The following is a 24,271-nucleotide window of genomic DNA, read 5'->3' on the forward strand; positions in this document are numbered from 1 at the left end:
CAATTTATGAAACCAACTTTATTCTTATTGGCAGCCGGTATGGGCAGCCGCTATGGAGGCTTGAAACAATTGGACGGACTGGGTCCTAATGGTGAAACGATCATGGACTATTCTATCTATGATGCTATCAATGCCGGATTTGGTAAACTTGTATTTGTAATCCGCAAAGACTTTGAACAGGATTTCCGTGATAAGATTATTTCTAAATACGAAGGTCACATTCCTTGTGAACTGGTTTTCCAAGCTTTGGATGCACTTCCTGAAGGCTTCACTTGTCCGGCAGACCGTACAAAACCTTGGGGTACCAACCATGCAGTAATGATGGGTGCTGATGTGATTAAAGAACCGTTCGCTGTAATTAACTGTGACGACTTTTATGGTCGTGATTCCTTCCAAGTAATGGGTAAATTCCTTTCTGCACTTCCTGCGGATTCTAAAAATGTTTATTCAATGGTAGGTTTCCGCGTAGGAAATACGCTGAGTGAAAGCGGTACGGTATCTCGTGGTATTTGTAGTACAGATGATAAAGGTCTGCTGACTTCAGTAGTGGAACGTACTAAGATCCAACGTCTGGATGGTGAAGTGAAATATATCGATGATAACGGCGAATGGACTGCAACTCCCGATACTACTCCGGTAAGTATGAACTTCTGGGGCTTCACTCCTGATTACTTCGCTTACAGTCAGGAATTCTTCAAGACTTTCCTGAGCGACCCGAAAAACATGGAAAACTTGAAGAGCGAATTCTTTATTCCATTGATGGTAGATAAATTGATTAATGACGGAACGGCTACTGTTGAAGTGCTGGATACTGCCAGCAAATGGTTCGGCGTTACTTATCCGGAAGACCGTCAAAGTGTAGTAGACAAGATTCAGGCATTGGTTGATGCCGGTGAATATCCTGCCAAGTTGTTCTAAAGAAGTACTATTGGTTAAAATAGAAAGCAGTCATTCTGATGAGTGGCTGCTTTTTTTGTTTTTCATAACGTGCCATACTACTCTGTATCCAATAAATATTCATTATCTTTGCAGTTCAAAATCGTATAAATCAGAGACAGAAGTGATTTCAGTAGAAGGATTATCAGTAGAATTTAATGCGACGCCGCTTTTTGAAGACGTCAGCTATGTTATAAATAAAAAAGACCGTATTGCACTGGTCGGCAAGAATGGTGCAGGTAAATCAACAATGTTGAAAATATTGGCAGGTTTGCAATCACCGACACATGGAGTAGTGGCTACTCCAAAAGATGTCATGATTGGATATTTGCCGCAGGTGATGATTCTCGCCGATAACCGGACGGTGATGGGAGAGGCGGAACTGGCATTCGAACATATTTTTGAACTTCAGGCGAGACTGGAACGGATGAACCGGGAACTGGCAGAACGGACAGACTATGAATCGGAAGAATATCACCAGTTAATAGACCGTTTTACGCATGAGAATGATCGCTTCCTGATGATGGGCGGTACAAACTATCAGGCGGAAATAGAACGGACGCTTCTAGGATTGGGCTTCAGCCGTGAGGACTTCGAACGCCCTACTTCGGAATTTTCCGGTGGTTGGCGTATGCGTATCGAACTTGCGAAGTTGCTGCTTCGCCGTCCGGACGTACTTCTGCTCGATGAGCCGACCAATCATCTTGATATTGAAAGTATTCAGTGGTTGGAGAACTTTTTGGCGACTCGTGCCAATGCTGTTGTACTGGTCAGTCACGACCGTGCCTTTCTTAATAATGTAACTACCCGTACGATTGAAATTACTTGCGGGCAGATTTATGACTATAAGGTGAAGTATGATGAGTTTGTCGTTCTCCGCAAAGAACGTCGCGAACAACAACTCCGTGCTTACGAGAATCAACAAAAACAAATACAGGATACGGAAGACTTTATCGAACGCTTCCGTTATAAAGCAACGAAGGCAGTACAAGTACAAAGCCGTATCAAGCAATTGGAAAAGATTGACCGTATCGAAGTGGATGAGGAAGATAATTCGGCACTACGTTTGAAATTTCCTCCTGCCAGCCGTAGCGGTAATTATCCGGTGATTTGTGAGGATGTACGCAAAGCGTATGGCGACCATGTCGTTTTCCACGACGTCAATCTGACTATCAATCGGGGAGAGAAGGTCGCTTTTGTCGGCAAGAACGGTGAAGGTAAGTCTACCTTGGTAAAATGTATCATGGGTGAGATTGACTTCGACGGTAAGTTGACAATCGGGCATAATGTGCAAATCGGATATTTTGCCCAGAATCAGGCACAAATGTTGGACGAAAATCTGACGGTATTTGATACGATTGACCGTGTGGCAACGGGGGATATACGTTTGAAAATACGGGATATATTGGGAGCCTTCATGTTTGGCGGTGAAGCCTCGGATAAGAAAGTGAAAGTACTTTCCGGTGGAGAACGTACCCGTCTGGCGATGATTAAGCTTTTGCTTGAGCCTGTAAACTTCCTGATTCTCGATGAACCGACCAACCATTTGGATATGCGCTCGAAGGATGTGTTGAAAGAGGCGATCCGTGAGTTTGACGGTACTGTGATACTTGTCAGTCACGACCGTGATTTTCTGGACGGACTTGCGACTAAAGTATATGAGTTTGGTGGCGGGCATGTAAAAGAACATCTCAGCGGTATCTATGAGTTCCTTCAAAAGAAAAAGATAGAGAACCTGAATGAACTTCAGAAAAGAGCATCTTTATCTTCTTCGCCTACGGCTTCTGCCAAGGGAAGTGAGCAAGAGCCGGTACAACCTTCGGAGAATAAACTCTCTTATGAGGCACAGAAGGAGTTGAATAAAAAACTGAAGAAACTCGAACGCCAAGTGGCTGATTGTGAGGCTTCGATAGAAGAGACGGAAGCGGCAATATCTATTGTTGAAGCACAAATGGCAACTCCCGAAGGAGCCTCTGATATGCAACTCTATGAGCGGCATCAGAAATTGAAACAGCAGTTGGATGCTATCGTAGAAGAATGGGAACGTGTCTCGTTGGAGCTGGAAGACGCGAAAAAATGATAAATTATTATGTATGCAATATGAAAGTAACTAAGTATTTACCAATTCTTGCCGTATGCCTTATGACAACAGGATGTAACAGTAAGAAAGAGGCCGTGCTAACATCCGGTATCGACCTTGCTAATCTGGATACCATGGCTATGCCGGGTACAAGTTTTTATCAATACGCTTGTGGCGGTTGGGTTGCAGCTCATCCGCTGACTGACGAGTATTCACGTTTCGGAACATTTGATATGTTGCGTGAAAACAGCCGTGAGCAGTTGAAAACATTAATCGCCGAACTGGCTGCAAAGAAAGACAACGCACCGGGCAGTGCCGCTCAGAAAGTGGGTGATCTTTACAATATCGCCATGGATAGCGTGAAACTGAATCAGGAAGGGGTTGCTCCAATTAAAGCTGAACTGGAAGCGATCGACGCCCTCCAAGATAAAGGTGAAATTTATACGTACATCGCCGAAATTCAGAAGAAAGGAATTAATCCTTATTTTAGCCTCTATATCGGTGCTGATGATATGAACAGTTCGATGAATCTGGTTCAGACTTATCAGGGAGGTATTGGAATGGGACAACGCGATTATTATCTGGAGAATGACGAGCAAACAAAGAATATCCGTGATAAATATCAGGAACATATTGCCAAGATGTTTCAGTTGGCTGGTTATGATGAGGCTGCTGCACAAAAAGCTGTAAAAGCGGTGATGAATATTGAAACTCGTTTGGCCAAGTCAGCCCGTTCGCAGGTAGAGTTGCGCGACCCTCATGCTAATTACAATAAAATGGATATGGAGACGCTGAAAAAGAACTTCCCTACATTTGCCTGGGATGTTTACTTCACTACATCAGGCTTAAATGATCTGAAAGAAGTGAATGTTGGTCAGCCGGCAGCTATGAAAGAAGTGGCGGACGTTATTAATACAGTATCCCTCGATGAGCAAAAGCTATATCTTCAATGGAATCTGATTAACTCGGCAGCTTCTTACTTGAGTGATGACTTCGTAGCGCAGGATTTTGATTTCTACGGCAAGACAATGTCCGGCAAAAAAGAGATGCAACCTCGTTGGAAACGTGCTGTAAGTACGGTAGACGGTGCTCTCGGTGAAGTAGTAGGGCAGATGTATGTCGAGAAATACTTCCCGGCTGCTGCCAAAGAACGTATGGTAACGTTGGTGAAGAACTTACAGACTTCTTTGGGCGAACGCATCAATGCTCTTGAATGGATGAGCGAACCGACCAAAGCAAAGGCACAGGAGAAGCTGGCTACCTTCCATGTCAAGATCGGTTATCCCGATACCTGGAAAGATTACTCAGCCTTGGATATTAAAAACGATTCTTATTGGGCAAATATCGAACGTGCCAATGAATGGGGGTATGCCGAGATGATTTCCAAAGCCGGCAAACCGGTAGATAAGGATGAATGGTTGATGACTCCTCAGACCGTTAATGCTTATTACAACCCGACAACCAATGAAATCTGCTTCCCGGCAGCTATCCTGCAACCTCCATTCTTTGATATGAATGCTGATGATGCAATGAATTACGGTGCTATCGGAGTTGTTATCGGTCATGAAATGACACATGGATTTGATGACCAGGGACGTCAGTATGACAAAGACGGAAATCTGAAAGACTGGTGGACGGAAGAAGATGCCAAGAAATTCGAGGAACGTGCTCAGGTAATGGTGAACTTCTTTGACAGTATTGAGGTCGCTCCAGGAGTACATGCAAACGGTAGCCTAACGCTGGGAGAAAACATAGCAGACCATGGTGGACTGCAAGTTTCTTATCATGCTTTCAAGAAAGCAATGGAAACCGCACCGTTGGAAGTTGTTGACGGATTTACACCGGAACAACGCTTTTTCCTTGCTTATGCAAATGTGTGGGCGGGAAATATTCGTCCGGAAGAAATTCTCCGTTTGACGAAACTCGATCCTCACTCATTAGGAAAATGGCGTGTGGACGGTGCATTACCTCATATTGCCAACTGGTACGAAGCATTCAATATCACCGAACAAGATTCCATGTTTGTACCAAAAGAAAAACGAGTATCTATCTGGTAATAAATTCTGAATATAAACTGTATGCGCAAAGAAGCGTTGGCTTTTCCTCCGGAAGAGTCAACGCTTTTTTTTATTAATTCACACCTTATTATTACGTACGATAAACAATATTTCGTAACTTTGCGCGTCAAATACTTAATAAGCAATTCAATGTCAGAGTCTAAAAGAATAAAAACTGCACTGGTATCTGTATACCACAAGGAAGGTTTGGACGAAATTATTACCAAACTTCATGAAGAGGGAGTAGAGTTTCTGTCAACGGGGGGAACTCGTCAGTTTATTGAATCGTTGGGATATCCCTGTAAGGCGGTGGAAGATTTGACCACTTATCCTTCTATTTTGGGTGGTAGAGTGAAGACATTACATCCGAAGATCTTCGGAGGTATCCTTTGTCGTCGCGGTCTGGAACAAGATATGCAGCAGATTGAGAAATATGAGATCCCTGAAATAGATCTGGTAATTGTTGATTTGTATCCGTTTGAAGCAACTGTTGCTTCCGGTGCATCTGAAGCAGATATTATTGAAAAAATAGATATAGGCGGAATCTCTTTGATTCGTGCCGCAGCCAAGAATTACAACGATGTAATTATCGTAGCTTCTCAGGCTCAGTATAAGCCGTTGCTGGATATGTTAATGGAGCACGGAGCCACTTCTTCACTCGAAGAACGCCGTTGGATGGCAAAAGAAGCGTTTGCCGTTTCTTCTCACTATGATTCGGCTATCTTCAATTATTTCGATGCCGGCGAAGGTTCTGCCTTCCGTTGTTCGGTGAACAGCCAGAAACAACTTCGTTACGGTGAAAATCCACATCAGAAAGGTTATTTCTACGGAAACCTGGAGGCAATGTTCGATCAGATTCACGGAAAAGAAATTTCTTATAACAATCTTCTTGATATCAACGCTGCTGTTGACTTGATCGACGAGTTCGAGGATCTTACTTTCGCTATCCTGAAACATAATAACGCTTGCGGCCTGGCTTCCCGTCCTACTGTGTTGGAGGCTTGGAAAGATGCATTGGCAGGTGATCCTGTATCTGCTTTCGGTGGTGTACTGATTACTAACGGTGTCATTGACAAGGCAGCAGCAGAAGAAATTAACAAGATTTTCTTCGAAGTGATTATCGCACCGGATTATGATGTGGATGCACTCGAAATCCTGGGACAGAAAAAGAACCGCATCATTCTTGTACGTAAGGAGGCCAAACTGCCGAAGAATCAGTTCCGTGCTTTGTTGAACGGCGTATTGGTGCAGGATAAAGATACTAATATTGAAACGGTAGCCGACTTGAAAACAGTGACCGACAAGATTCCTACTCCGGAAGAAGTAGAGGATATGCTGTTTGCTAACAAGATTGTCAAGAATAGTAAATCAAACGCTATTGTACTGGCGAAGGGTAAACAACTGTTGGCAAGCGGTGTGGGACAGACTTCACGTGTGGATGCATTGAAGCAAGCGATTGAAAAAGCTAAATCATTCGGTTTCGACCTGGATGGTGCAGTAATGGCTTCGGATGCTTTCTTCCCGTTCCCTGACTGTGTGGAAATTGCCGATAAAGAAGGAATTACAGCTGTAATTCAGCCGGGTGGTTCAGTGAAAGATGATTTGTCTTTTGCTTACTGCAATGAACATGGCATGGCAATGGTGACTACCGGTATCCGTCATTTTAAACATTAAAAACAAGAATCAAGAATGGGATTATTCTCTTTTACACAAGAAATAGCAATGGACTTGGGTACAGCCAATACCATTATCATCACGAACGGGAAAATCGTGGTGGATGAGCCTTCGGTTGTAGCCTTGGACCGCCGTACGGATAAGATGATCGCCGTAGGAGAAAAGGCGAAGTTGATGCATGAAAAGACCCACGAAAATATACGTACAATTCGTCCGTTGAGAGACGGGGTAATCGCTGACTTCTATGCTTGCGAGCAGATGATGCGTGGTCTGATTAAGCAGGTAAACACCCGCAATCATCTTTTCTCACCCTCTCTCCGTATGGTGATCGGCGTACCGTCGGGAAGTACGGAAGTTGAACTCCGTGCTGTTCGCGACTCTGCCGAGCATGCCGGCGGACGTGATGTCTATCTGATTTTCGAACCGATGGCTGCAGCTATCGGTATCGGTATTGACGTGGAAGCTCCGGAAGGAAACATGATTGTTGATATAGGTGGTGGCTCTACGGAGATTGCCGTTATCTCTTTGGGAGGTATCGTTTCCAACAACTCTATCCGTATTGCCGGTGATGACTTGACTGCGGATATTCAAGAATATATGAGCCGTCAGCATAATGTGAAGGTCAGCGAGCGTATGGCGGAACGTATCAAAATTAATGTAGGTGCGGCTTTGACCGAACTGGGTGAAGACGCTCCGGAAGATTATATCGTTCACGGTCCGAACCGTATTACTGCCCTTCCTATGGAAGTGCCGGTATGTTATCAGGAAGTGGCTCACTGTCTGGAGAAATCGATTTCCAAGATTGAAACGGCTATCTTGAGTGCATTGGAGAATACTCCTCCCGAACTTTATGCGGATATCGTTCATAATGGTATCTATCTGGCCGGTGGTGGTGCGTTACTCCGTGGTTTGGATAAGCGACTGACTGATAAGATAAATATCCCGTTCCATATTGCGGAAGATCCTTTACACGCTGTTGCCAAGGGGACAGGGGTAGCATTAAAGAATGTAGATCGTTTCTCTTTCCTAATGAGATAAAATCACGGACTCTGATTCATGCGGAATTTAATAAACTTCCTTTTGAAATACAATTACTGGTTCCTCTTTGTCATATTGGAGGTAGCCAGTTTTGTTTTGTTATTTCGGTTCAACAATTACCAGCAGAGTGCTTATTTCACTTCTGCCAATACAGTTGTGGGGGCGGTTTATGAAGTTTCGGGAGGTATATCTTCCTATTTCCACCTGAAATCGGTCAATGAAGACCTGCTGGACCGGAATATGTTATTGGAAGAGCAGATCAATAATTTGGAAAAAGCGTTGAAAGAACGTCAACTCGATTCTATCGCGGTGAACAGTATCCGGAAGATGCCTCAGAAAGATTATCAGCTGTTTAAGGCACGTGTGATTAAGAATAGCCTGAACCTGGCCGATAATTATATAACGCTTGATAAAGGTTCTTCTTCCGGCATTCATTCCGAAATGGGCGTGGTAGATGGAAACGGGATTGTGGGAATTGTTTACGAAACATCTCCTTCCTATTCGGTGGTGATTTCTGTACTGAATAGCAAATCAAACATCAGTTGCAAGATTGTAGGAAGCGATTATTTTGGTTATCTGAAGTGGGAACACGGAGATTCGCGATACGCTTATCTGAAAGATTTGCCTCGTCATGCCGAGTTTAATCTGGGAGATACCGTAGTGACAAGCGGTTTCTCGACTGTATTTCCCGAAGGAATTATGGTGGGGACGGTGGATGATATGTCCGACTCTCATGATGGATTATCCTATCTGCTGAAGATCAAGCTGGCTACCGATTTCGGCAAGCTTAGTGATGTGCGGGTGATAGCGCGGAACGGTCAGCAGGAGCAGAAAGAACTCGAAAACAAGACAACGAAACAATGATTATTACCTATATACATAGAATCGGTTGGTTTATTGGGTTGGTGCTTCTTCAGGTGCTAATTCTGAATAATGTGCATATAGCCGGATATGCTACGCCTTTTCTCTATATTTATTTTATTTTGAAGTTCAATTCCGGCACTTCCCGGAATGAACTGATGTTGTGGGCCTTCTTTTTCGGGCTTACCATTGACGTGTTTTCCGATACTCCGGGAATGAATGCAGCAGCAACCGTGTTGCTTGCTTTTCTTCGTCCTTCTTTATTGCGTTTGTTCACTCCCCGCGATAATCAGGACAATCTCGTACCTTCTTTCAAGAGTATGGGAATCACTCCTTTTCTGAAATATACTACTGCAAGTGTTTTTATACATAGTCTGGCTTTACTCTCTATTGAGTTCTTCTCGTTTTCCGGCATTTGGCTGTTGCTGCTGCGGGTGGCATTGTGTACCGTTCTGACTGTAACTTGTATTGTAGCTGTGGAAGGCATAAGGAGATAGCGATGGCAAAAGATTATAGACTGGAGAAACGGAAATTTGTTATCGGGGGAATTGCACTGTCTATTGTGCTGATTTATCTGATCCGTCTTTTTGTATTGCAGATTACTACCGATGATTATAAGAAGAACGCCGATAGCAATGCGTTCCTGAATAAAATTCAATATCCTTCACGCGGAGCTATCTATGACCGTACAGGTAAGTTGCTGGTTTTTAACCAGCCTGCTTATGATATAACGATTGTCCCGAAAGAAGTAGAGAACTTGGATACACTCGACCTGTGCCAGTCGTTGAATATTACTCGTGCTCAATTCCTGAAAATCATGAGCGACATGAAAGACCGTCGCCGGAATCCGGGATATTCCAGATACACTAATCAATTGTTTATGTCGCAACTTTCGGCGGAAGAATGTGGCGTCTTTCAGGAGAAGTTGTTTAAATTCCGTGGCTTCTATATCCAGCGGCGTACGATTCGCCAATACTCTTATGATGCTGCCGCGCATGCCTTGGGTGATATTGGAGAAGTCTCGGCAAAAGAAATGGAAGCCGATGAAGAAGGCTACTACATTCGTGGCGATTATGTCGGCAAGTTGGGTGTAGAGAAATCGTATGAGAAGTATCTGCGTGGAGAGAAAGGCATTGAAATTCTGCTTCGTGATGCTCACGGACGTATTCAGGGGCATTATATGGACGGAGAATATGACCGTCCTTCCGTACCCGGAAAGAACTTGACACTCAGTTTGGATATTGACTTGCAGATGTTGGGTGAACGGTTACTGAAAAATAAGATCGGAAGTATTGTTGCTATTGAGCCGGAGACAGGAGAGATTCTTTGTCTGGTATCTTCGCCGAATTACGACCCGCATTTGATGATTGGCCGTCAGCGTGGAAAGAACCATCTGATGTTGCAGCGTGATAAGATGAAACCGCTTCTGAATCGTGCATTGATGGGAGTATATCCTCCGGGTTCTACTTTTAAGACGGCACAGGGATTAACTTTTTTGCAGGAAGGCATTGTGACTGAGCAGGCTCCTTCTTTCCCTTGTTCGCGCGGTTTCCATTACGGCAGGCTGACGGTGGGATGTCATGCCCACGGAGCACCGATACCACTTATTCCTGCTATTGCTACATCGTGCAACTCTTATTTTTGTTGGGGACTGTTCCGTATGTTCGGCGACCGTAAATACGGTTCACCGCAAAACGCAATTACAGTCTGGAAAGATCACATGGTTTCCCAAGGCTTCGGTTATAAGTTAGGTGTTGATTTGCCCGGAGAGAAACGTGGTTTGATTCCGAATGCACAGTTCTATGATAAGGCTTATCGCGGCCATTGGAATGGACTGACGGTAATCAGTATTTCGATCGGGCAGGGAGAAATTCTGGCTACTCCTCTCCAGATAGCCAATCTAGGTGCAACGATTGCCAATCGCGGATATTTTATCACACCGCATATTGTGAAGGAGATTCAAGATAATCAGTTGGATAGTATTTATCGTACGCCACGTTATACTACAATTGAGAAACGGCATTATGAATCGGTGGTGGAAGGGATGCGCGGAGCTGCCACAGGCGGAACTTGCCGTATGTTGTCGGTAATGGTTCCGGACTTGGAAGCTTGTGGAAAGACGGGTACGGCACAGAACCGCGGACATGACCATTCTGTATTTATGGGCTTTGCGCCGATGAACAAGCCGAAGATAGCCATTGCTGTGTATGTGGAGAATGGAGGTTGGGGAGCTACATACGGAGTACCTTTCGGGGCATTGCTTATGGAGCAGTACTTGAAAGGCAAACTATCTCCCGAGAATGAATTGAGAGCAGAAGAATTTAGTAACAGAGTGATATTGTATGGTAACGAGGAACGATAGTTTGTGGAAATCACTGGATTGGGTAACGATTTGCATTTACCTGCTTCTGATTGTCGGCGGGTGGTTCAGTGTCTGTGGAGCCAGCTATGACTATGGTGATCGTGACTTCCTCGACTTCTCTACCCGTGCCGGCAAGCAATTTGTCTGGATTATCTGTTCCTTCGGTCTCGGTTTCGTGTTGTTGATGTTGGAAGACCGGATGTATGATATGTTCGCGTACATTATATATATAGGAATGATAATCTTGCTTATCGTTACTATTTTTATCGCGCCGGATACCAAAGGCTCCCGTTCTTGGTTGGTAATGGGGCCTGTCAGCCTGCAGCCAGCCGAATTTGCCAAGTTTGCTACCGCATTGACATTGGCCAAATATATAAACTCCTATTCATTCAGCATAAAGAAAGAGAAATGTGCTCTGGTACTGGGTTTTATTATCCTCCTTCCGATGTTGTTGATTATCGGTCAGCGGGAGACAGGTTCTGCCTTGGTCTATCTTGCTTTCTTCTTGGTGCTTTACCGGGAGGGAATGCCGGGTGTGGTACTTTTTTCGGGGGTATGTGCGGTCATCTATTTTGTGGTAGGCATCCGCTTCGATGAAGTATTCATAGCCGATACACCGACTCCGTTGGGAGAGTTTATTGTGTTGCTGCTGATCTTATTATTTGCCGGTGGTATGGTGTGGGTATACCGCAAGCGGTGGGAACCTGCCCGGAATATTATCGGAGGAAGTTTGATTGTCTTGCTTATCGCTTATCTGATATCCGAATATTGGATCCATTTCAGTCTGGTCTGGGTGCAGTGGGGGCTTTGTGTCGTTGTGGTAGGTTATTTGATTTACTTGGCATTGAGCGAGCGTCAGCGCTCTTATTTCCTGATTGCTTTATTCTCAATCGGCTCCATTGGATTCTTATATTCCAGTAACTATGTCTTCGATAATATATTAGAGTCGCATCAGCAAATCCGTATTAAAGTAGTATTGGGTTTGGAAGAAGATTTAACCGGTGCCGGCTACAATGTAAACCAGTCCAAGATTGCTATCGGTTCCGGCGGATTGACAGGGAAAGGCTTTTTGAACGGAACGCAAACCAAATTGAAATACGTCCCTGAGCAGGATACCGACTTCATTTTCTGTACGGTGGGAGAGGAACAAGGGTTTGTAGGTTCGGCCGCGGTCTTGCTGGCTTTTCTTATTTTGATATTGAGATTGATATTCCTTTCCGAAAGGCAACCGTCTGCTTTCGGTCGCGTATATGGGTATTCGGTCGTGAGTATTTTCCTCTTTCACCTATTTATCAATATAGGGATGGTGTTAGGGCTGACTCCTGTAATTGGTATCCCATTACCCTTCTTTAGTTACGGAGGTTCTTCTTTATGGGGATTTACGATATTGCTGTTTATTTTCCTGCGGATAGATGCAGGGCGCGGCAGGAGACTCTAGTTCGTTTATTTTCTAATTCTCCTGTCTTTCAATTCGGATACCAATGTCATTGATTCCGGACAACTTCTCATCTTTCATCCCGTTCATAATTTTGAAGGTGTAATTAGCAGGATACAAAGGACGTACGGATTTGATAAAGACCGCTGATTGATAGATACTTCCCCAACCATTTCCGATCCACCTTCCCGTGGAATCAGCCAGGTTTATAGTAATAGTATCCGTCCGCCATACCGTAGAGTCTTGCAGGTTTTGACTGATAAATAGATACAGGTTATGATAAGGGTAATCTGTTCTGTTGCGAACCTCCGCGAATAATCTGAGTGTAGGCGGAATACTGTCGGTGACAGGAATCAGAAAAGAGAGTGTATCACTCTTTCCCCACCCTTCGTCGGGAAGGGACTGATAGGAGTGATACACGGTATTCTCATTGCAGGCAGCCATTAGGCAAATACCGAGCAGACAGAATAAACTATTCCTGAGAAGGTTTTTCATTATTTTGCGGTTTCGCTTGATTTGGGTTTCTTTCCGGTCTGGGTTCTGGTCTTGCAGGGCGTTCACGTTCCTGACCTTGCGGGCGTTCCTGGTTTTGTGGCCGTTCCTGTCTTCTCTCCGGACGTCTGTTCTCATTATTCCGTCCCTGGTTTTGTCCTCTGTTCCGGTTGTTATTATTATTTCTTGGTCTGTTTTCCCGATCTCCTCTGTTTCCGTTTTCCGCAGGTTGTGGACGACCCTCGTTTTCCCGTTGCGGTTGCTGCGGACGATTAGTCCCTTCTACTTGTTGTTGCGGTCGGTTGTTGGGAGTTCCTTTTTTCTTTTTCTTGTTTCGGTTGGCGTTATTGCCTTCCTTACTGTTATTACGGCTACGGTCGAAACGGGTTACACTTTCCTGTTCCAACAAGTCTATCGGTTTCTTCGGCTCCGCTTTCCTTTCTTCTTCAAGCAGGCTGTCCGGTTTCATACCCTTCTTATTCATGCCGATCACTTCAAAAGCACGTTTCCCGCTAATAGTGACTAAGTTGGCAGGGAAGTTCTTATCTGTAGAATAAGAAACTTGGTTGCTGAGGATGTCGGCCTTGAAGAAATAGAAAGTACCCTCCTTGGTTTCCAGCTCAATCTCTTTAGAAGGCAGACGTTTCTGTGCTTCTACGTAACAGTCTACTTCGTAGTTCAGGCAGCATTTCAGTTTTGCACACTGTCCGGCAAGTTTCTGGGGATTGAGTGAGATATCCTGGAAACGTGCGGCGCTGGTAGATACGGAAACAAAACTCGTCATCCAGGTAGCACAACAAAGTTCACGTCCGCAAGGACCGATTCCACCGATACGTCCGGCTTCCTGACGGGCACCGATCTGCTTCATCTCGATGCGTACTCGGAAAGCTTCGGCTAATACCTTAATCAGTTGGCGGAAGTCTACCCGTTCGTCGGCGATGTAATAGAAGATAGCCTTGTTACCGTCTCCTTGATATTCCACATCTCCGATTTTCATGTTCAGATTCAAGTTCAATGCAATCTGGCGTGCACGGATCATGGTAGCGTGTTCTTTATCTTTTGCTTCGTTGAACTTCTCCATGTCCACCGGTTTGGCTTTCCGGTAGATTCGTTTGATTTCCGCATCCGCTTTGAAGTTGGCTTTCTTCATTTGCAGGGGGACAAGTCTGCCGGTAAGAGTTACTACGCCAATGTCATGTCCGGGGGCAGCTTCAACGGCAACAATGTCTCCCTTTTCCAGTTTGATTTTATTGCTGTTGCGATAATACCCTTTGCGGGTATTTTTGAATTGTACCTCTACCATATCACTTTCTTCCGTATTGCCCGGTATGTCTGCCAGCCAATCGTAGGTGTTCAGCTTTTTATCTTGGCGGGAGCATCCTTTGCAACAAAGGCTGCCGCTCCCATTATGAAGTTTATATTCCATAGTTTATATATTTATTATTGCTTCAACAGTACGATCATCTTCAATGAGAAGTCGAAAAATACCATTTTAGCATTTACATTCTGTTCAATATGCAGTTGTGCTTCGCTTAGCTCGTCCATGATACCCATGACGTTACGTTCGTTGACGAAAGGAGCAAAGCGGATTGCAAAATTCTGTTCGTTGATAGTCATATAAGTAAGGTCGCGTTGATGCAGGTTGAAGATAAAGTTCTCCCGAATCATGCGCTGGCAATATTCCAGAAAGTTCTTCTGCCGTTCGCGTCCCATACCTGCCACTTGCTCGCTCCACATCTTCATCTCCCTGATTTTCCGTTGATAAGACAACCGCATCAGGCTGACGAATAAATCAAAGAACTGTTGGTTCTCCTCGTTCAGATGAATTGTTTCAAGCGCTTTTATAAAATTACCGTTTGCCAGGTGGGCAATGGAAAGACTGTCGGCAGGCTGAATGCTATATTTTGACTGTAATATCCGGTCGATACTGGCTTCGTCAATCTTCCGAACATTCATACGCTGTGTACGGCTCAGAATAGTCGGCAGAATCATATCCGGCGCTTCCGATACAAGCAGGAAAACCGTCTTCTCGGGTGGTTCTTCCAGTAATTTCAGCAATTTATTGGCACATACCGGGTGCATTTTTTCCGGTAGCCATACAATCGTAATCTTAAATCCGCCTTCACTGGATTTCAGACTGAGCTTCTTCAATATCTCGTCACTCTCTTTGGCATAAATCAATGCTTGCGAGTTTTCGGCGTCCATTTCGTTCAGCCAGTGATTGAGATTGAAATAGGGATTGTTGATAACAAACGGCCGCCAGTCGGCGATATAATCATCGCATACCTCCTTTTTCCCCTTCGCACTTTTGACGATCGGGAAAACAAAATGTACGTCCGGATGTACCAGCTTATTGAATTTTACGCAGGACGGACAGACGCCGCAAGCATCAGTCTCGCCCCGGTTGGTGCAGCTGATATAACGTGCGTAAGCAATAGCTAACGGCATTTTTCCGACTCCTTCCGGGCCGCAGATGAGCTGGGCGTGCGGAATCCGTCCCTCTCTCACTTCCTGAATGAGCCGTCGCTTGATTTCTTCTTGTCCGATTACGTCTCTAAAAAACATATCAATAAATGATTTTGGCTACTTCTTTGATACTGTCTACTGCTCCGATAGAGTAGAAATGAATACTTGGGGCTCCGTGGGACATCAATTCCTTGCATTGTGTCACGCACCATTCGATACCGACCCGTTCGGCTTCAGCATCGTTTTTGCATTTTAAGGCCTCCTTTACTAAATCTTCCGGCAAGTCCACTTTAAATGTCTTAGGAATCATGCTTAATTGGGATAGTTTTTTGAAAGGTTTGATTCCCGGAATGATAGGGATGTTGATACCCGCCGCCTTTGCCTGTTCCACAAATTCGAAATATTTCTTATTATCATAAAATAGTTGCGTCACGGCATATTCTGCACCTGCTTCCACTTTCTTTTTCAGCCAATAGAGGTCGGATTCTATATTGGGAGCTTCTTCATGCTTCTCCGGATAACAAGCTACGCCATAAGAGAACGGACTGGCGGTGACTTTCATCTCCGAACCGTCTACAAAGATTCCCTTATTGAAGTTGTTGATTTGCTCCTGCAATTCAATGGCGTGGTGGTATCCGTCGCCTTCCGGAGTAAATACAGACTCATGCTTCGCCTTGTCTCCGCGCAGCACCAACAAGTCGGTGATATTCAGAAACTGGAGATCAAGCAGTACATATTCAGTTTCTTCGCGTGTGAAACCACTGCACAGAATATGCGGAACTACGGTGATATTATATTTGTTCTGAATGGCAGCAGCCACAGCGACAGTTCCCGGACGTCTTCTCAAACGGTTCCGTTGAAACAGGCCGTTGCCGAGGTCTTTATATACGTATTCGCTGCGATGCGTGGTGATATTGATATATTTCGGGTCAAATTCCCGGAGCGTATCGACTGTTTGATATAACTTTTCAATCCCCGTACCCTTCAGTGGAGGGAGGATTTCGAAAGAAAAGGCTGTTTTTTTGCTGTTATTTATTAAATCAATTACTTTCATTCTCTTCGCAAATGTTCGTTACCTATTTGGATTAAACGTGCATATTGGGACAAAAATACGAAAAAAGAAAGATTTCTTCTTGATTTACTCTAAAATAGTTTTGTTTTTATCGTACTATATACATAAAAGAGGGTATATCCTGTAAATGGATGCCCCTCTCTTACCTAATCATTATTAAATTAGAATTTACTTTTCGAGAAATGATTTCTTCATTCTGACAATATCCGTCAGATAATCCTGCAAATCCTGTTCATGTTCTTCTTCTTCAGCAAGAATATGTTTTGCGATGTCACAGGTGGTAAAATCTTTCCCGTTAGTAAAGTCGGCGATTTCTTGGTAACGAATGATTGCGCAACGTTCGGAAGCCACATTGTCTTTCAATAAACTTACTGAATCAAACTCTTGCGGAGCATCATATTTGCATCTGGCTAGTTCGAACCATTTTTGAGGGTCCAGTACCGGAACTCCTTCTAACTCGATGATACGGTTGGCGAGTAGTTGTGCATGGCGGCGTTCCTCCTCGGCATGTTCCTCGAACTCACTTTGTACATCGGCACGCATAGCGCCTTCCACTACTAATGCACCTACCCAATACTGGTAGTATGCTAACCATTCCTCAGCTAATGCTGCGTTCAACTGTGAAATCAAACTTTCTACATCCAATTTCCCTTGTAGGATTTTTACACTTTCTCTAGCCATAATTTTTATGTTTAGGTTAATATGTTTAAGTTGCCTATGTAACAGCCGGGGGATATTTTTGTTTATCGCTTGTGGAGGTTTTAACAGAAAGAATAATTCTTTGGTTTCTCGTCTGATTCATGTAGTAAAGGTTCTTTTTCAGATTTGGTGGCAAAATTAATTAGGAAAATAATAATTTGATAATCGATAGTATTCTCCATTCTCCTCCTTCGGGAAGGAGGAGGCCCCGTAGGGGGAGGTGGTAGGTGAATACGTAAGTCTGTTATTATCAGCATTGTGTATCTACTTACCACCCCGGCTTTCAGCCACTCCCCGAAGGAGGGGAATAGAGATACCACCGACTGGTTAAATTACCACCAAATTTGAAGAAGAACCGAATTTATCAAATTCATTTCTCATATTCTCATACTTTCGGGATAACTTGTTTATTATCAGATAAATGATGTATGAGAAATAAAATAACACAGAGGTATTTCTCATAGTTTTTCTGTTGTTTTCCCTCATAATTCAGTCATTTCTCATACTCTTTCTTCTTTATTTATCATAGCCCCCCCGTTCTTTTTCTCACTACTCCATATTGTTCTCCTGATATATGCTTCTTTTTCTGAAGTCTTCCCTTTACATACCATATTCTATCCTAATGCCCTTGTTATATTATGCCTTTATCCTTGTGAATTTCTACTATCATCTCTTTTGTTCCACTTCAGTGCACAGGCTTTTTCACTCTAGTAGCCGGTTCTTGCTACTAGAGTGCGCAGAACTATTCACTGTAGTGGAACGAATTATATGTCTTATCGATTATCTGTTATAAATAGGTGAAAAGTCTCTAACTATAAGGTATTTACCATTTATTTAACAGTCTATATTCTACAATTTAATATTAGTTCAAATGTGTCGTATATTGAAATTTGATTTATGAAGCTATATGAGAACACAACGAATTCTATGAGAAATAATCCCGAATACTATGAGAAATGGCTGTCTGTTATTTTATTTCTCATACATCATTTATCTGATAATAAACGCGTTATTCCGAAAGTATGAGAATATGAGAAATGAATTTGATGAATCAGTTTTTCTTCCAATTTGTTTGTAAGTTGAATCTGTAAAATAATGATTTGCTAGTTTATAGTCGATAGTATCCTCTATTCTCCTCCTTCTGGAAGGAGGAGGCCCCGTAGGGGGAGGTGGTAGGTGAATGCCAGAATCGGTTATTATCAACTTTATGTATCAGCATTGTTTTTTGAGAAACCGAATAAATTTGCTTACAGTACTTATTTCTTTTCTACAGTCTCATTTCCTTCCCTTCCTCTCGCGTGTGAATATAATAATGTGTAGTCATTCTACATGGGTTCTCCCTGCAGTAAAATTTATGTTCTACAACATCCTTGTCAATCAGCGTGTTACAAAAAAGTTTCAAAAAAGATTAGAAAAATAGTCATATATATTTGGATGTTATGGATAAGTTGTCTACTTTTGCACCCGCTTTGCTAGAGAGACAGAGCCTAATGATTGACATTCTGCTAATGATAAAGGGTTCGGAAAATAAAAACAAAAAACTTCGAAAAAAGTTTGGATGTTATCTGAAAAAGTCCTTATCTTTGCATCCGCTTTCGTAAAGAAAGCAGTGCGGCGAAGGCCACATTAGTTCTTTGAAATATTGATAAACAATACAAGTAGTACAAGAAAAGATAGAACCGTCAATACAATCTGTTATTTATGTTTATCTATATGTAATAGATACAGGTATTTAGAATGAAGTCAATAAATTGTACGGCATCCTGAACAGAGCTATAACCGGCACATGCCGATTAAAAAATACTTTTACAATGAAGAGTTTGATCCTGGCTCAGGATGAACGCTAGCTACAGGCTTAACACATGCAAGTCGAGGGGCATCAGTTTGGTTTGCTTGCAAACCAAAGCTGGCGACCGGCGCACGGGTGAGTAACACGTATCCAACCTACCTCATACTCGGGGATAGCCTTTCGAAAGAAAGATTAATATCCGATAGCATATATTTCCCGCATGGGTTTTATATTAAAGAAATTCGGTATGAGATGGGGATGCGTTCCATTAGTTTGTTGGGGGGGTAACGGCCCACCAAGACTACGATGGATAGGGGTTCTGAGAGGAAGGTCCCCCACATTGGAACTGAGACACGGTCCAAACTCCTACGGGAGGCAGCAGTGAGGAATATTGGTCAATGGACGCGAGTCTGAACCAGCCAAGTAGCGTGAAGGATGACTGCCCTATGGGTTGTAAACTTCTTTTATATGGGAATAAAGTGGTCCACGTGTGGACTTTTGTATGTACCATATGAATAAGGATCGGCTAACTCCGTGCCAGCAGCCGCGGTAATACGGAGGATCCGAGCGTTATCCGGATTTATTGGGTTTAAAGGGAGCGTAGGCGGATTGTTAAGTCAGTTGTGAAAGTTTGCGGCTCAACCGTAAAATTGCAGTTGATACTGGCAGTCTTGAGTGCAGTAGAGGTGGGCGGAATTCGTGGTGTAGCGGTGAAATGCTTAGATATCACGAAGAACTCCGATTGCGAAGGCAGCTCACTGGAGTGTAACTGACGCTGATGCTCGAAAGTGTGGGTATCAAACAGGATTAGATACCCTGGTAGTCCACACAGTAAACGATGAATACTCGCTGTTTGCGATATACAGTAAGCGGCCAAGCGAAAGCATTAAGTATTCCACCTGGGGAGTACGCCGGCAACGGTGAAACTCAAAGGAATTGACGGGGGCCCGCACAAGCGGAGGAACATGTGGTTTAATTCGATGATACGCGAGGAACCTTACCCGGGCTTAAATTGCAAATGAATTATGGGGAAACCCATACGCCGCAAGGCATTTGTGAAGGTGCTGCATGGTTGTCGTCAGCTCGTGCCGTGAGGTGTCGGCTTAAGTGCCATAACGAGCGCAACCCTTATCTTCAGTTACTAACAGGTCATGCTGAGGACTCTGGAGAGACTGCCGTCGTAAGATGTGAGGAAGGTGGGGATGACGTCAAATCAGCACGGCCCTTACGTCCGGGGCTACACACGTGTTACAATGGGGGGTACAGAAGGCCGCTACCTGGTGACAGGATGCCAATCCCAAAAACCTCTCTCAGTTCGGATCGAAGTCTGCAACCCGACTTCGTGAAGCTGGATTCGCTAGTAATCGCGCATCAGCCATGGCGCGGTGAATACGTTCCCGGGCCTTGTACACACCGCCCGTCAAGCCATGAAAGCCGGGGGTACCTGAAGTACGTAACCGCAAGGAGCGTCCTAGGGTAAAACTGGTAATTGGGGCTAAGTCGTAACAAGGTAGCCGTACCGGAAGGTGCGGCTGGAACACCTCCTTTCTGGAGCGATGTCGTTACAATGACTTCATGGTTCATTTCCTTTAGGGGAATATTGAACCGGGTTCTGTTTCGATTGTACTACTGGTACTTGTTTATTTATAATATATAGATCAACCATCTATAGTAATATAGATAGAGATAAACAAGAGAAAACAGAAGCCGAGTCTAAAGACAGACACGGTTGAACTAGTCCTATAGCTCAGTTGGTTAGAGCGCTACACTGATAATGTAGAGGTCGGCAGTTCAACTCTGCCTGGGACTACTCCGAAACGACTCTTACGGGGGATTAGCTCAGCTGGCTAGAGCATCTGCCTTGCACGCAGAGGGTCAACGGTTCGAATCCGTTATTCTCCACATCCCCAGCAATGGGAAACGATCTTTGACATGATGTACAAAAAGTAAAATAAAAGTAAAGAGCTAAAAGTATATATCAAACCGTACTCTCTCCGATATTTTCCCATTTCAGTAATGGATAGTTTTCGGAGCAGTCAGTTTGAAAGAAAGTAAGCAAGGGCGCATGGCGGATGCCTTGGCTCTCGGAGGCGATGAAGGACGTGATAAGCTGCGATAAGCTTCGGGTAGGTGCAAATAACCTTTGATCCGAAGATTTCCGAATGGGACAACCCGACATTCTGAAGGAATGTCATCCTGCTTGGCAGGAGGCTAACGCAGGGAACTGAAACATCTTAGTACCTGCAGGAAAAGAAAATAATAATGATTCCCCAAGTAGTGGCGAGCGAACGGGGATTAGCCCAAACCAATGTTGTTACGGCAATATTGGGGTTGTAGGACCACGTTGTCGCAAGACATTCAGTGAGAAGAATTCTTTGGAAAATGAAACCATAGACGGTGATAGTCCGGTATTCGAAGCTGAACGAAGCGTAGTGGTATCCTGAGTAGCGCGGGACACGAGGAATCTTGCGTGAACCAGCCGGGACCATCCGGTAAGGCTAAATACTCCCGAGAGACCGATAGCGAACCAGTACTGTGAAGGAAAGGTGAAAAGCACTTCGAATAGAAGAGTGAAATAGTCCCTGAAACCATGCGCCTACAAGCGGTCGGAGCAGCTTATGCTGTGACGGCGTGCCTTTTGCATAATGAACCTACGAGTTACTTTTTCCGGCAAGGTTAAGGATCTAGAGATCCGTAGCCGAAGCGAAAGCGAGTCTGAACAGGGCGATAAGTCGGAAGGAGTAGACGCGAAACCAAGTGATCTACCCTTGGCCAGGTTGAAGGTTAGGTAACACTAACTGGAGGACCGAACCGATAAGCGTTGAAAAGCTTCCGGATGAGCTGAGGGTGGGGGTGAAAGGCTAATCAAACTTGGAGATAGCTCGTACTCCCCGAAATGCATTTAGGTGCAGCCTTGTGAGTTACTAATGTGAGGTAGAGCGACTGATAAGATGCGAGGGCTTCACCGCCTATCAAGTCTTGATAAACTCCGAATGCGCATTAGTTCTATCACAGGAGTGAGGGCATGGGTGCTAAGGTCCATGTCCTAAAGGAGAAGAATCCGGACCATCAGCTAAGGTCCCGAAATAGATACTAAGTTGAACTAACGAAGTCAGATTGCTAAGACAGCTAGGATGTTGGCTTGGAAGCAGCCATTCATTTAAAGAGTGCGTAACAGCTCACTAGTCGAGGAGTTTGGCGTGGATAATAATCGGGCATTAAGTATCTTACCGAAGCTATGGGATCATTAATGATCGGTAGGGGAGCATTCCACTCCGCGTCGAAGGTGAAGCGTGAGCTTTGCTGGAGCGTGTGGAAAAGCAAATGTAGGTATAAGTAACGATAAAGGGGGTGAGAAACCCCCTCGCCGAAAGACTAAGGTTTCCTGATCAACGCTAATCGGATCAGGGTTAGTCGGGTCCTAAGGCTCAGCCGAACGGTGAGGCCGATGGCAGAACAGGTTAATATTCCTGTACTACCTTAAGGAGTGACGTGGAGACGGAGTCGTGACAACGCCGCGGACTGACGGAATAGTCCGTTGAAGGGTGTAGATGTTGATTGTGGCAGGCAAATCCACCACGAGAGTCGAACCTGATAGTATACCAATTCCTTCGGGAAACGGTAATAGTGCGTGTAAACATACTCCCGAGAAAATCCGCTAAACTTAATCCTTGAGGTACCCGTACCGCAAACGGACACACGTAGTCGGGTTGAATATACTAAGGCGCTTGAGTGATTCACGGTTAAGGAACTAGGCAAATTGACCCTGTAACTTCGGGATAAAGGGTCCCAACGAGAGTTGGGCGCAGAGAATAGGTCCAGGCAACTGTTTAACAAAAACACAGGGCTGTGCCAAATTGAAAGATCACGTATACAGCCTGACACCTGCCCGGTGCTGGAAGGTTAAGAGGAGATGTCATCGCAAGAGAAGCATTGAATTGAAGCCCCAGTAAACGGCGGCCGTAACTATAACGGTCCTAAGGTAGCGAAATTCCTTGTCGGGTAAGTTCCGACCTGCACGAATGGTGTAATGATCTGGACACTGTCTCAACCGTGAGCTCAGTGAAATTGTAGTATCGGTGAAGATGCCGATTACCCGCGATGGGACGAAAAGACCCCGTGAACCTTTACTATAGCTTAACATTGAATTTGGGTAATTGATGTGTAGGATAGGCCGGAGACTTTGAAGCGCAGACGCCAGTTTGTGTGGAGTCGCTGTTGAAATACGGCCCTTTGATTATTTGAGTTCTAACCCGTTGTAACGGGGACACTGTTTGGTGGGTAGTTTGACTGGGGTGGTCGCCTCCAAAAGTGTAACGGAGGCTTCTAAAGGTGCCCTCAGGACGATTGGTAACCGTCCGTAGAGTGTAATGGCATAAGGGCGCTTGACTGGGAGACATACAAGTCGATCAGGTAGGAAACTAGAGCATAGTGATCCGGTGTTTCCGCATGGAAGGGACATCGCTCAAAGGATAAAAGGTACTCCGGGGATAACAGGCTGATCCCTCCCAAGAGCTCATATCGACGGAGGGGTTTGGCACCTCGATGTCGGCTCGTCACATCCTGGGGCTGGAGAAGGTCCCAAGGGTTGGGCTGTTCGCCCATTAAAGTGGCACGCGAGCTGGGTTCAGAACGTCGTGAGACAGTTCGGTCTCTATCTATCGTGGGCGTATGAAATTTGCGTGGCTCTGACACTAGTACGAGAGGACCGTGTTGGACTGACCTCTGGTTTACCAGTTGTGCCGCCAGGTGCATTGCTGGGTATCTAAGTCGGGATTGGATAAGTGCTGAAAGCATCTAAGTACGAAGCCAGCCACAAGATTAGATTTCTTAGGGTCGTCAAAGACGATGACGTTGATAGGATGCAGGTGTACAGGTGGTAACATCATAGCCGAGCATTACTAATTGCCCGTCCACTTTCTTTCTGCGGGACGGTTGTTATATACGTTTAGCTTGTCAAATGTCTTTCATTTTACTTTTCGTCATGTCATAACCTTTTTCAGGTGGTTATAGCACGAGGGTTCCACCTCTTCCCATTCCGAACAGAGAAGTTAAGCCTCGTCACGCCGATGGTACTGCGTAACAGTGGGAGAGTAGGTAGCCGCCGTTTTTTATGAAGCCTCGCTTGTCTATTTGACGGGCGAGGCTTTCTGTTTTTAACTGTTTGGAAAAACGACAGCGGATTTTAACGCTTATAAACCTCATAATACCTATTAAAAAAGTGAATATTTACTGATAATTTGTATGTTATGAGGATATTTATTTGTATCTTTGTCGCCCGAATTGTAAGCTAACGATTTAAAAAAGAGA

At 44.5% G+C, this 24,271-nt stretch carries 14 protein-coding genes, 2 tRNA genes and 3 rRNA genes; 14 read left to right on the forward strand and 5 right to left on the reverse strand.

Annotated elements, in window-relative coordinates; translation table 11 throughout:
- The first annotated feature begins 6 nt into the window (after positions 1 to 6).
- From CGC64_RS05815 to rodA, 9 genes are all read left to right on the forward strand, one after another.
- Positions 7 to 918, forward strand: coding sequence for a nucleotidyltransferase family protein (locus CGC64_RS05815; RefSeq protein ID WP_005679085.1), 912 nt, complete (start codon positions 7 to 9; stop codon positions 916 to 918).
- 142 nt (positions 919 to 1,060) lie between these two features.
- Positions 1,061 to 3,016 (forward strand): ABC-F family ATP-binding cassette domain-containing protein, encoded by a 1,956-nt coding sequence (locus CGC64_RS05820; protein ID WP_005682170.1) that lies wholly within the window; start codon positions 1,061 to 1,063, stop codon positions 3,014 to 3,016.
- A gap of 20 nt (positions 3,017 to 3,036) precedes the next feature.
- Entirely contained in the window at positions 3,037 to 5,073 is a 2,037-nt protein-coding gene (locus tag CGC64_RS05825; RefSeq protein WP_032838438.1) for a M13 family metallopeptidase, read from the forward strand.
- A gap of 150 nt (positions 5,074 to 5,223) precedes the next feature.
- Positions 5,224 to 6,747, forward strand: a complete 1,524-nt coding sequence (gene purH / locus CGC64_RS05830; protein WP_032855461.1) for a bifunctional phosphoribosylaminoimidazolecarboxamide formyltransferase/IMP cyclohydrolase — start codon at positions 5,224 to 5,226, stop codon at positions 6,745 to 6,747.
- A gap of 15 nt (positions 6,748 to 6,762) precedes the next feature.
- The gene (locus CGC64_RS05835) at positions 6,763 to 7,785 is read left to right on the forward strand and encodes a rod shape-determining protein (RefSeq protein WP_005679089.1); all 1,023 of its coding nucleotides are present in this window, start codon (positions 6,763 to 6,765) and stop codon (positions 7,783 to 7,785) included.
- Positions 7,786 to 7,803: 18 nt separating this feature from the next.
- The gene (gene mreC, locus CGC64_RS05840; protein ID WP_005679090.1) at positions 7,804 to 8,649 is read left to right on the forward strand and encodes a rod shape-determining protein MreC; all 846 of its coding nucleotides are present in this window, start codon (positions 7,804 to 7,806) and stop codon (positions 8,647 to 8,649) included.
- Positions 8,646 to 9,143, forward strand: a complete 498-nt coding sequence (mreD, locus tag CGC64_RS05845) for a rod shape-determining protein MreD (protein ID WP_005679092.1) — start codon at positions 8,646 to 8,648, stop codon at positions 9,141 to 9,143. Before mreC ends, mreD begins: the two co-directional genes overlap by 4 nt.
- 2 nt (positions 9,144 to 9,145) lie before the next feature.
- Positions 9,146 to 11,008 (forward strand): penicillin-binding protein 2, encoded by a 1,863-nt coding sequence (mrdA, locus tag CGC64_RS05850; RefSeq protein ID WP_005679094.1) that lies wholly within the window; start codon positions 9,146 to 9,148, stop codon positions 11,006 to 11,008.
- The gene (rodA, locus tag CGC64_RS05855; RefSeq protein ID WP_089421557.1) at positions 10,989 to 12,446 is read left to right on the forward strand and encodes a rod shape-determining protein RodA; all 1,458 of its coding nucleotides are present in this window, start codon (positions 10,989 to 10,991) and stop codon (positions 12,444 to 12,446) included. Before mrdA ends, rodA begins: the two co-directional genes overlap by 20 nt.
- A gap of 12 nt (positions 12,447 to 12,458) precedes the next feature.
- Here the strand turns inward: rodA and gldH are convergent, their stop codons facing one another.
- The 5 genes from gldH to CGC64_RS05880 form a co-directional block, all read right to left on the reverse strand.
- Positions 12,459 to 12,938: a gliding motility lipoprotein GldH gene (gldH, locus tag CGC64_RS05860; RefSeq protein ID WP_005679097.1), complete on the reverse strand. Its 480-nt coding sequence runs from the start codon at positions 12,936 to 12,938 to the stop codon at positions 12,459 to 12,461.
- The gene (locus CGC64_RS05865) at positions 12,916 to 14,361 is read right to left on the reverse strand and encodes a PSP1 domain-containing protein (protein WP_005679098.1); all 1,446 of its coding nucleotides are present in this window, start codon (positions 14,359 to 14,361) and stop codon (positions 12,916 to 12,918) included. The genes gldH and CGC64_RS05865 overlap by 23 nt, the downstream gene beginning before the upstream one ends.
- 14 nt (positions 14,362 to 14,375) lie before the next feature.
- Positions 14,376 to 15,500: a DNA polymerase III subunit gene (locus CGC64_RS05870; protein ID WP_005679099.1), complete on the reverse strand. Its 1,125-nt coding sequence runs from the start codon at positions 15,498 to 15,500 to the stop codon at positions 14,376 to 14,378.
- Between the two features lies 1 nt (position 15,501).
- Complete coding sequence (gene metF / locus CGC64_RS05875; RefSeq protein WP_005679100.1) at positions 15,502 to 16,455, reverse strand: methylenetetrahydrofolate reductase [NAD(P)H]; 954 nt, start codon at positions 16,453 to 16,455, stop codon at positions 15,502 to 15,504.
- 186 nt (positions 16,456 to 16,641) lie between these two features.
- On the reverse strand, positions 16,642 to 17,154 hold the full coding sequence (locus tag CGC64_RS05880) for a ferritin-like domain-containing protein (protein ID WP_005679101.1): 513 nt from the start codon (positions 17,152 to 17,154) through the stop codon (positions 16,642 to 16,644).
- 1,826 nt (positions 17,155 to 18,980) lie between these two features.
- Between CGC64_RS05880 and CGC64_RS05900 the strand changes: the two genes are divergently transcribed.
- The 5 genes from CGC64_RS05900 (at position 18,981) to rrf (ending at position 24,071) form a co-directional block, all read left to right on the forward strand.
- Positions 18,981 to 20,509, forward strand: a 16S ribosomal RNA gene (locus tag CGC64_RS05900).
- A gap of 188 nt (positions 20,510 to 20,697) precedes the next feature.
- A tRNA-Ile gene (locus CGC64_RS05905) sits at positions 20,698 to 20,771 on the forward strand.
- An 18-nt stretch (positions 20,772 to 20,789) separates the two neighbouring features.
- Positions 20,790 to 20,863: transfer RNA gene (locus CGC64_RS05910), tRNA-Ala, on the forward strand.
- A 143-nt stretch (positions 20,864 to 21,006) separates the two neighbouring features.
- Positions 21,007 to 23,886 (forward strand): 23S ribosomal RNA (locus CGC64_RS05915).
- 74 nt (positions 23,887 to 23,960) lie between these two features.
- Positions 23,961 to 24,071 (forward strand): 5S ribosomal RNA (rrf, locus tag CGC64_RS05920).
- Together the 16S, 23S and 5S rRNA genes with 2 tRNA genes alongside form the textbook arrangement of a ribosomal RNA operon.
- Positions 24,072 to 24,271 lie beyond the last annotated feature (200 nt).

It is taken from the genome of Bacteroides caccae (genome assembly GCF_002222615.2).
In the GTDB taxonomy this organism is placed as follows: domain Bacteria; phylum Bacteroidota; class Bacteroidia; order Bacteroidales; family Bacteroidaceae; genus Bacteroides; species Bacteroides caccae.

What these genes read in the sequence shown, in the direction of transcription:
- CGC64_RS05815 (WP_005679085.1), top strand. Translation starts at nt 7, where the DNA reads ATGAAACCAACTTTATTCTTATTGGCAGCCGGTATGGGCAGCCGCTAT.
- CGC64_RS05825 (WP_032838438.1), top strand. Translation starts at nt 3,037, where the DNA reads ATGAAAGTAACTAAGTATTTACCAATTCTTGCCGTATGCCTTATGACA.
- purH (WP_032855461.1), top strand. Translation starts at nt 5,224, where the DNA reads ATGTCAGAGTCTAAAAGAATAAAAACTGCACTGGTATCTGTATACCAC.
- CGC64_RS05835 (WP_005679089.1), top strand. Translation starts at nt 6,763, where the DNA reads ATGGGATTATTCTCTTTTACACAAGAAATAGCAATGGACTTGGGTACA.
- mreC (WP_005679090.1), top strand. Translation starts at nt 7,804, where the DNA reads ATGCGGAATTTAATAAACTTCCTTTTGAAATACAATTACTGGTTCCTC.
- mreD (WP_005679092.1), top strand. Translation starts at nt 8,646, where the DNA reads ATGATTATTACCTATATACATAGAATCGGTTGGTTTATTGGGTTGGTG.
- mrdA (WP_005679094.1), top strand. Translation starts at nt 9,146, where the DNA reads ATGGCAAAAGATTATAGACTGGAGAAACGGAAATTTGTTATCGGGGGA.
- rodA (WP_089421557.1), top strand. Translation starts at nt 10,989, where the DNA reads ATGGTAACGAGGAACGATAGTTTGTGGAAATCACTGGATTGGGTAACG.
- gldH (WP_005679097.1), bottom strand. Translation starts at nt 12,938, where the DNA reads ATGAAAAACCTTCTCAGGAATAGTTTATTCTGTCTGCTCGGTATTTGC.
- CGC64_RS05865 (WP_005679098.1), bottom strand. Translation starts at nt 14,361, where the DNA reads ATGGAATATAAACTTCATAATGGGAGCGGCAGCCTTTGTTGCAAAGGA.
- CGC64_RS05870 (WP_005679099.1), bottom strand. Translation starts at nt 15,500, where the DNA reads ATGTTTTTTAGAGACGTAATCGGACAAGAAGAAATCAAGCGACGGCTC.
- metF (WP_005679100.1), bottom strand. Translation starts at nt 16,455, where the DNA reads ATGAAAGTAATTGATTTAATAAATAACAGCAAAAAAACAGCCTTTTCT.
- CGC64_RS05880 (WP_005679101.1), bottom strand. Translation starts at nt 17,154, where the DNA reads ATGGCTAGAGAAAGTGTAAAAATCCTACAAGGGAAATTGGATGTAGAA.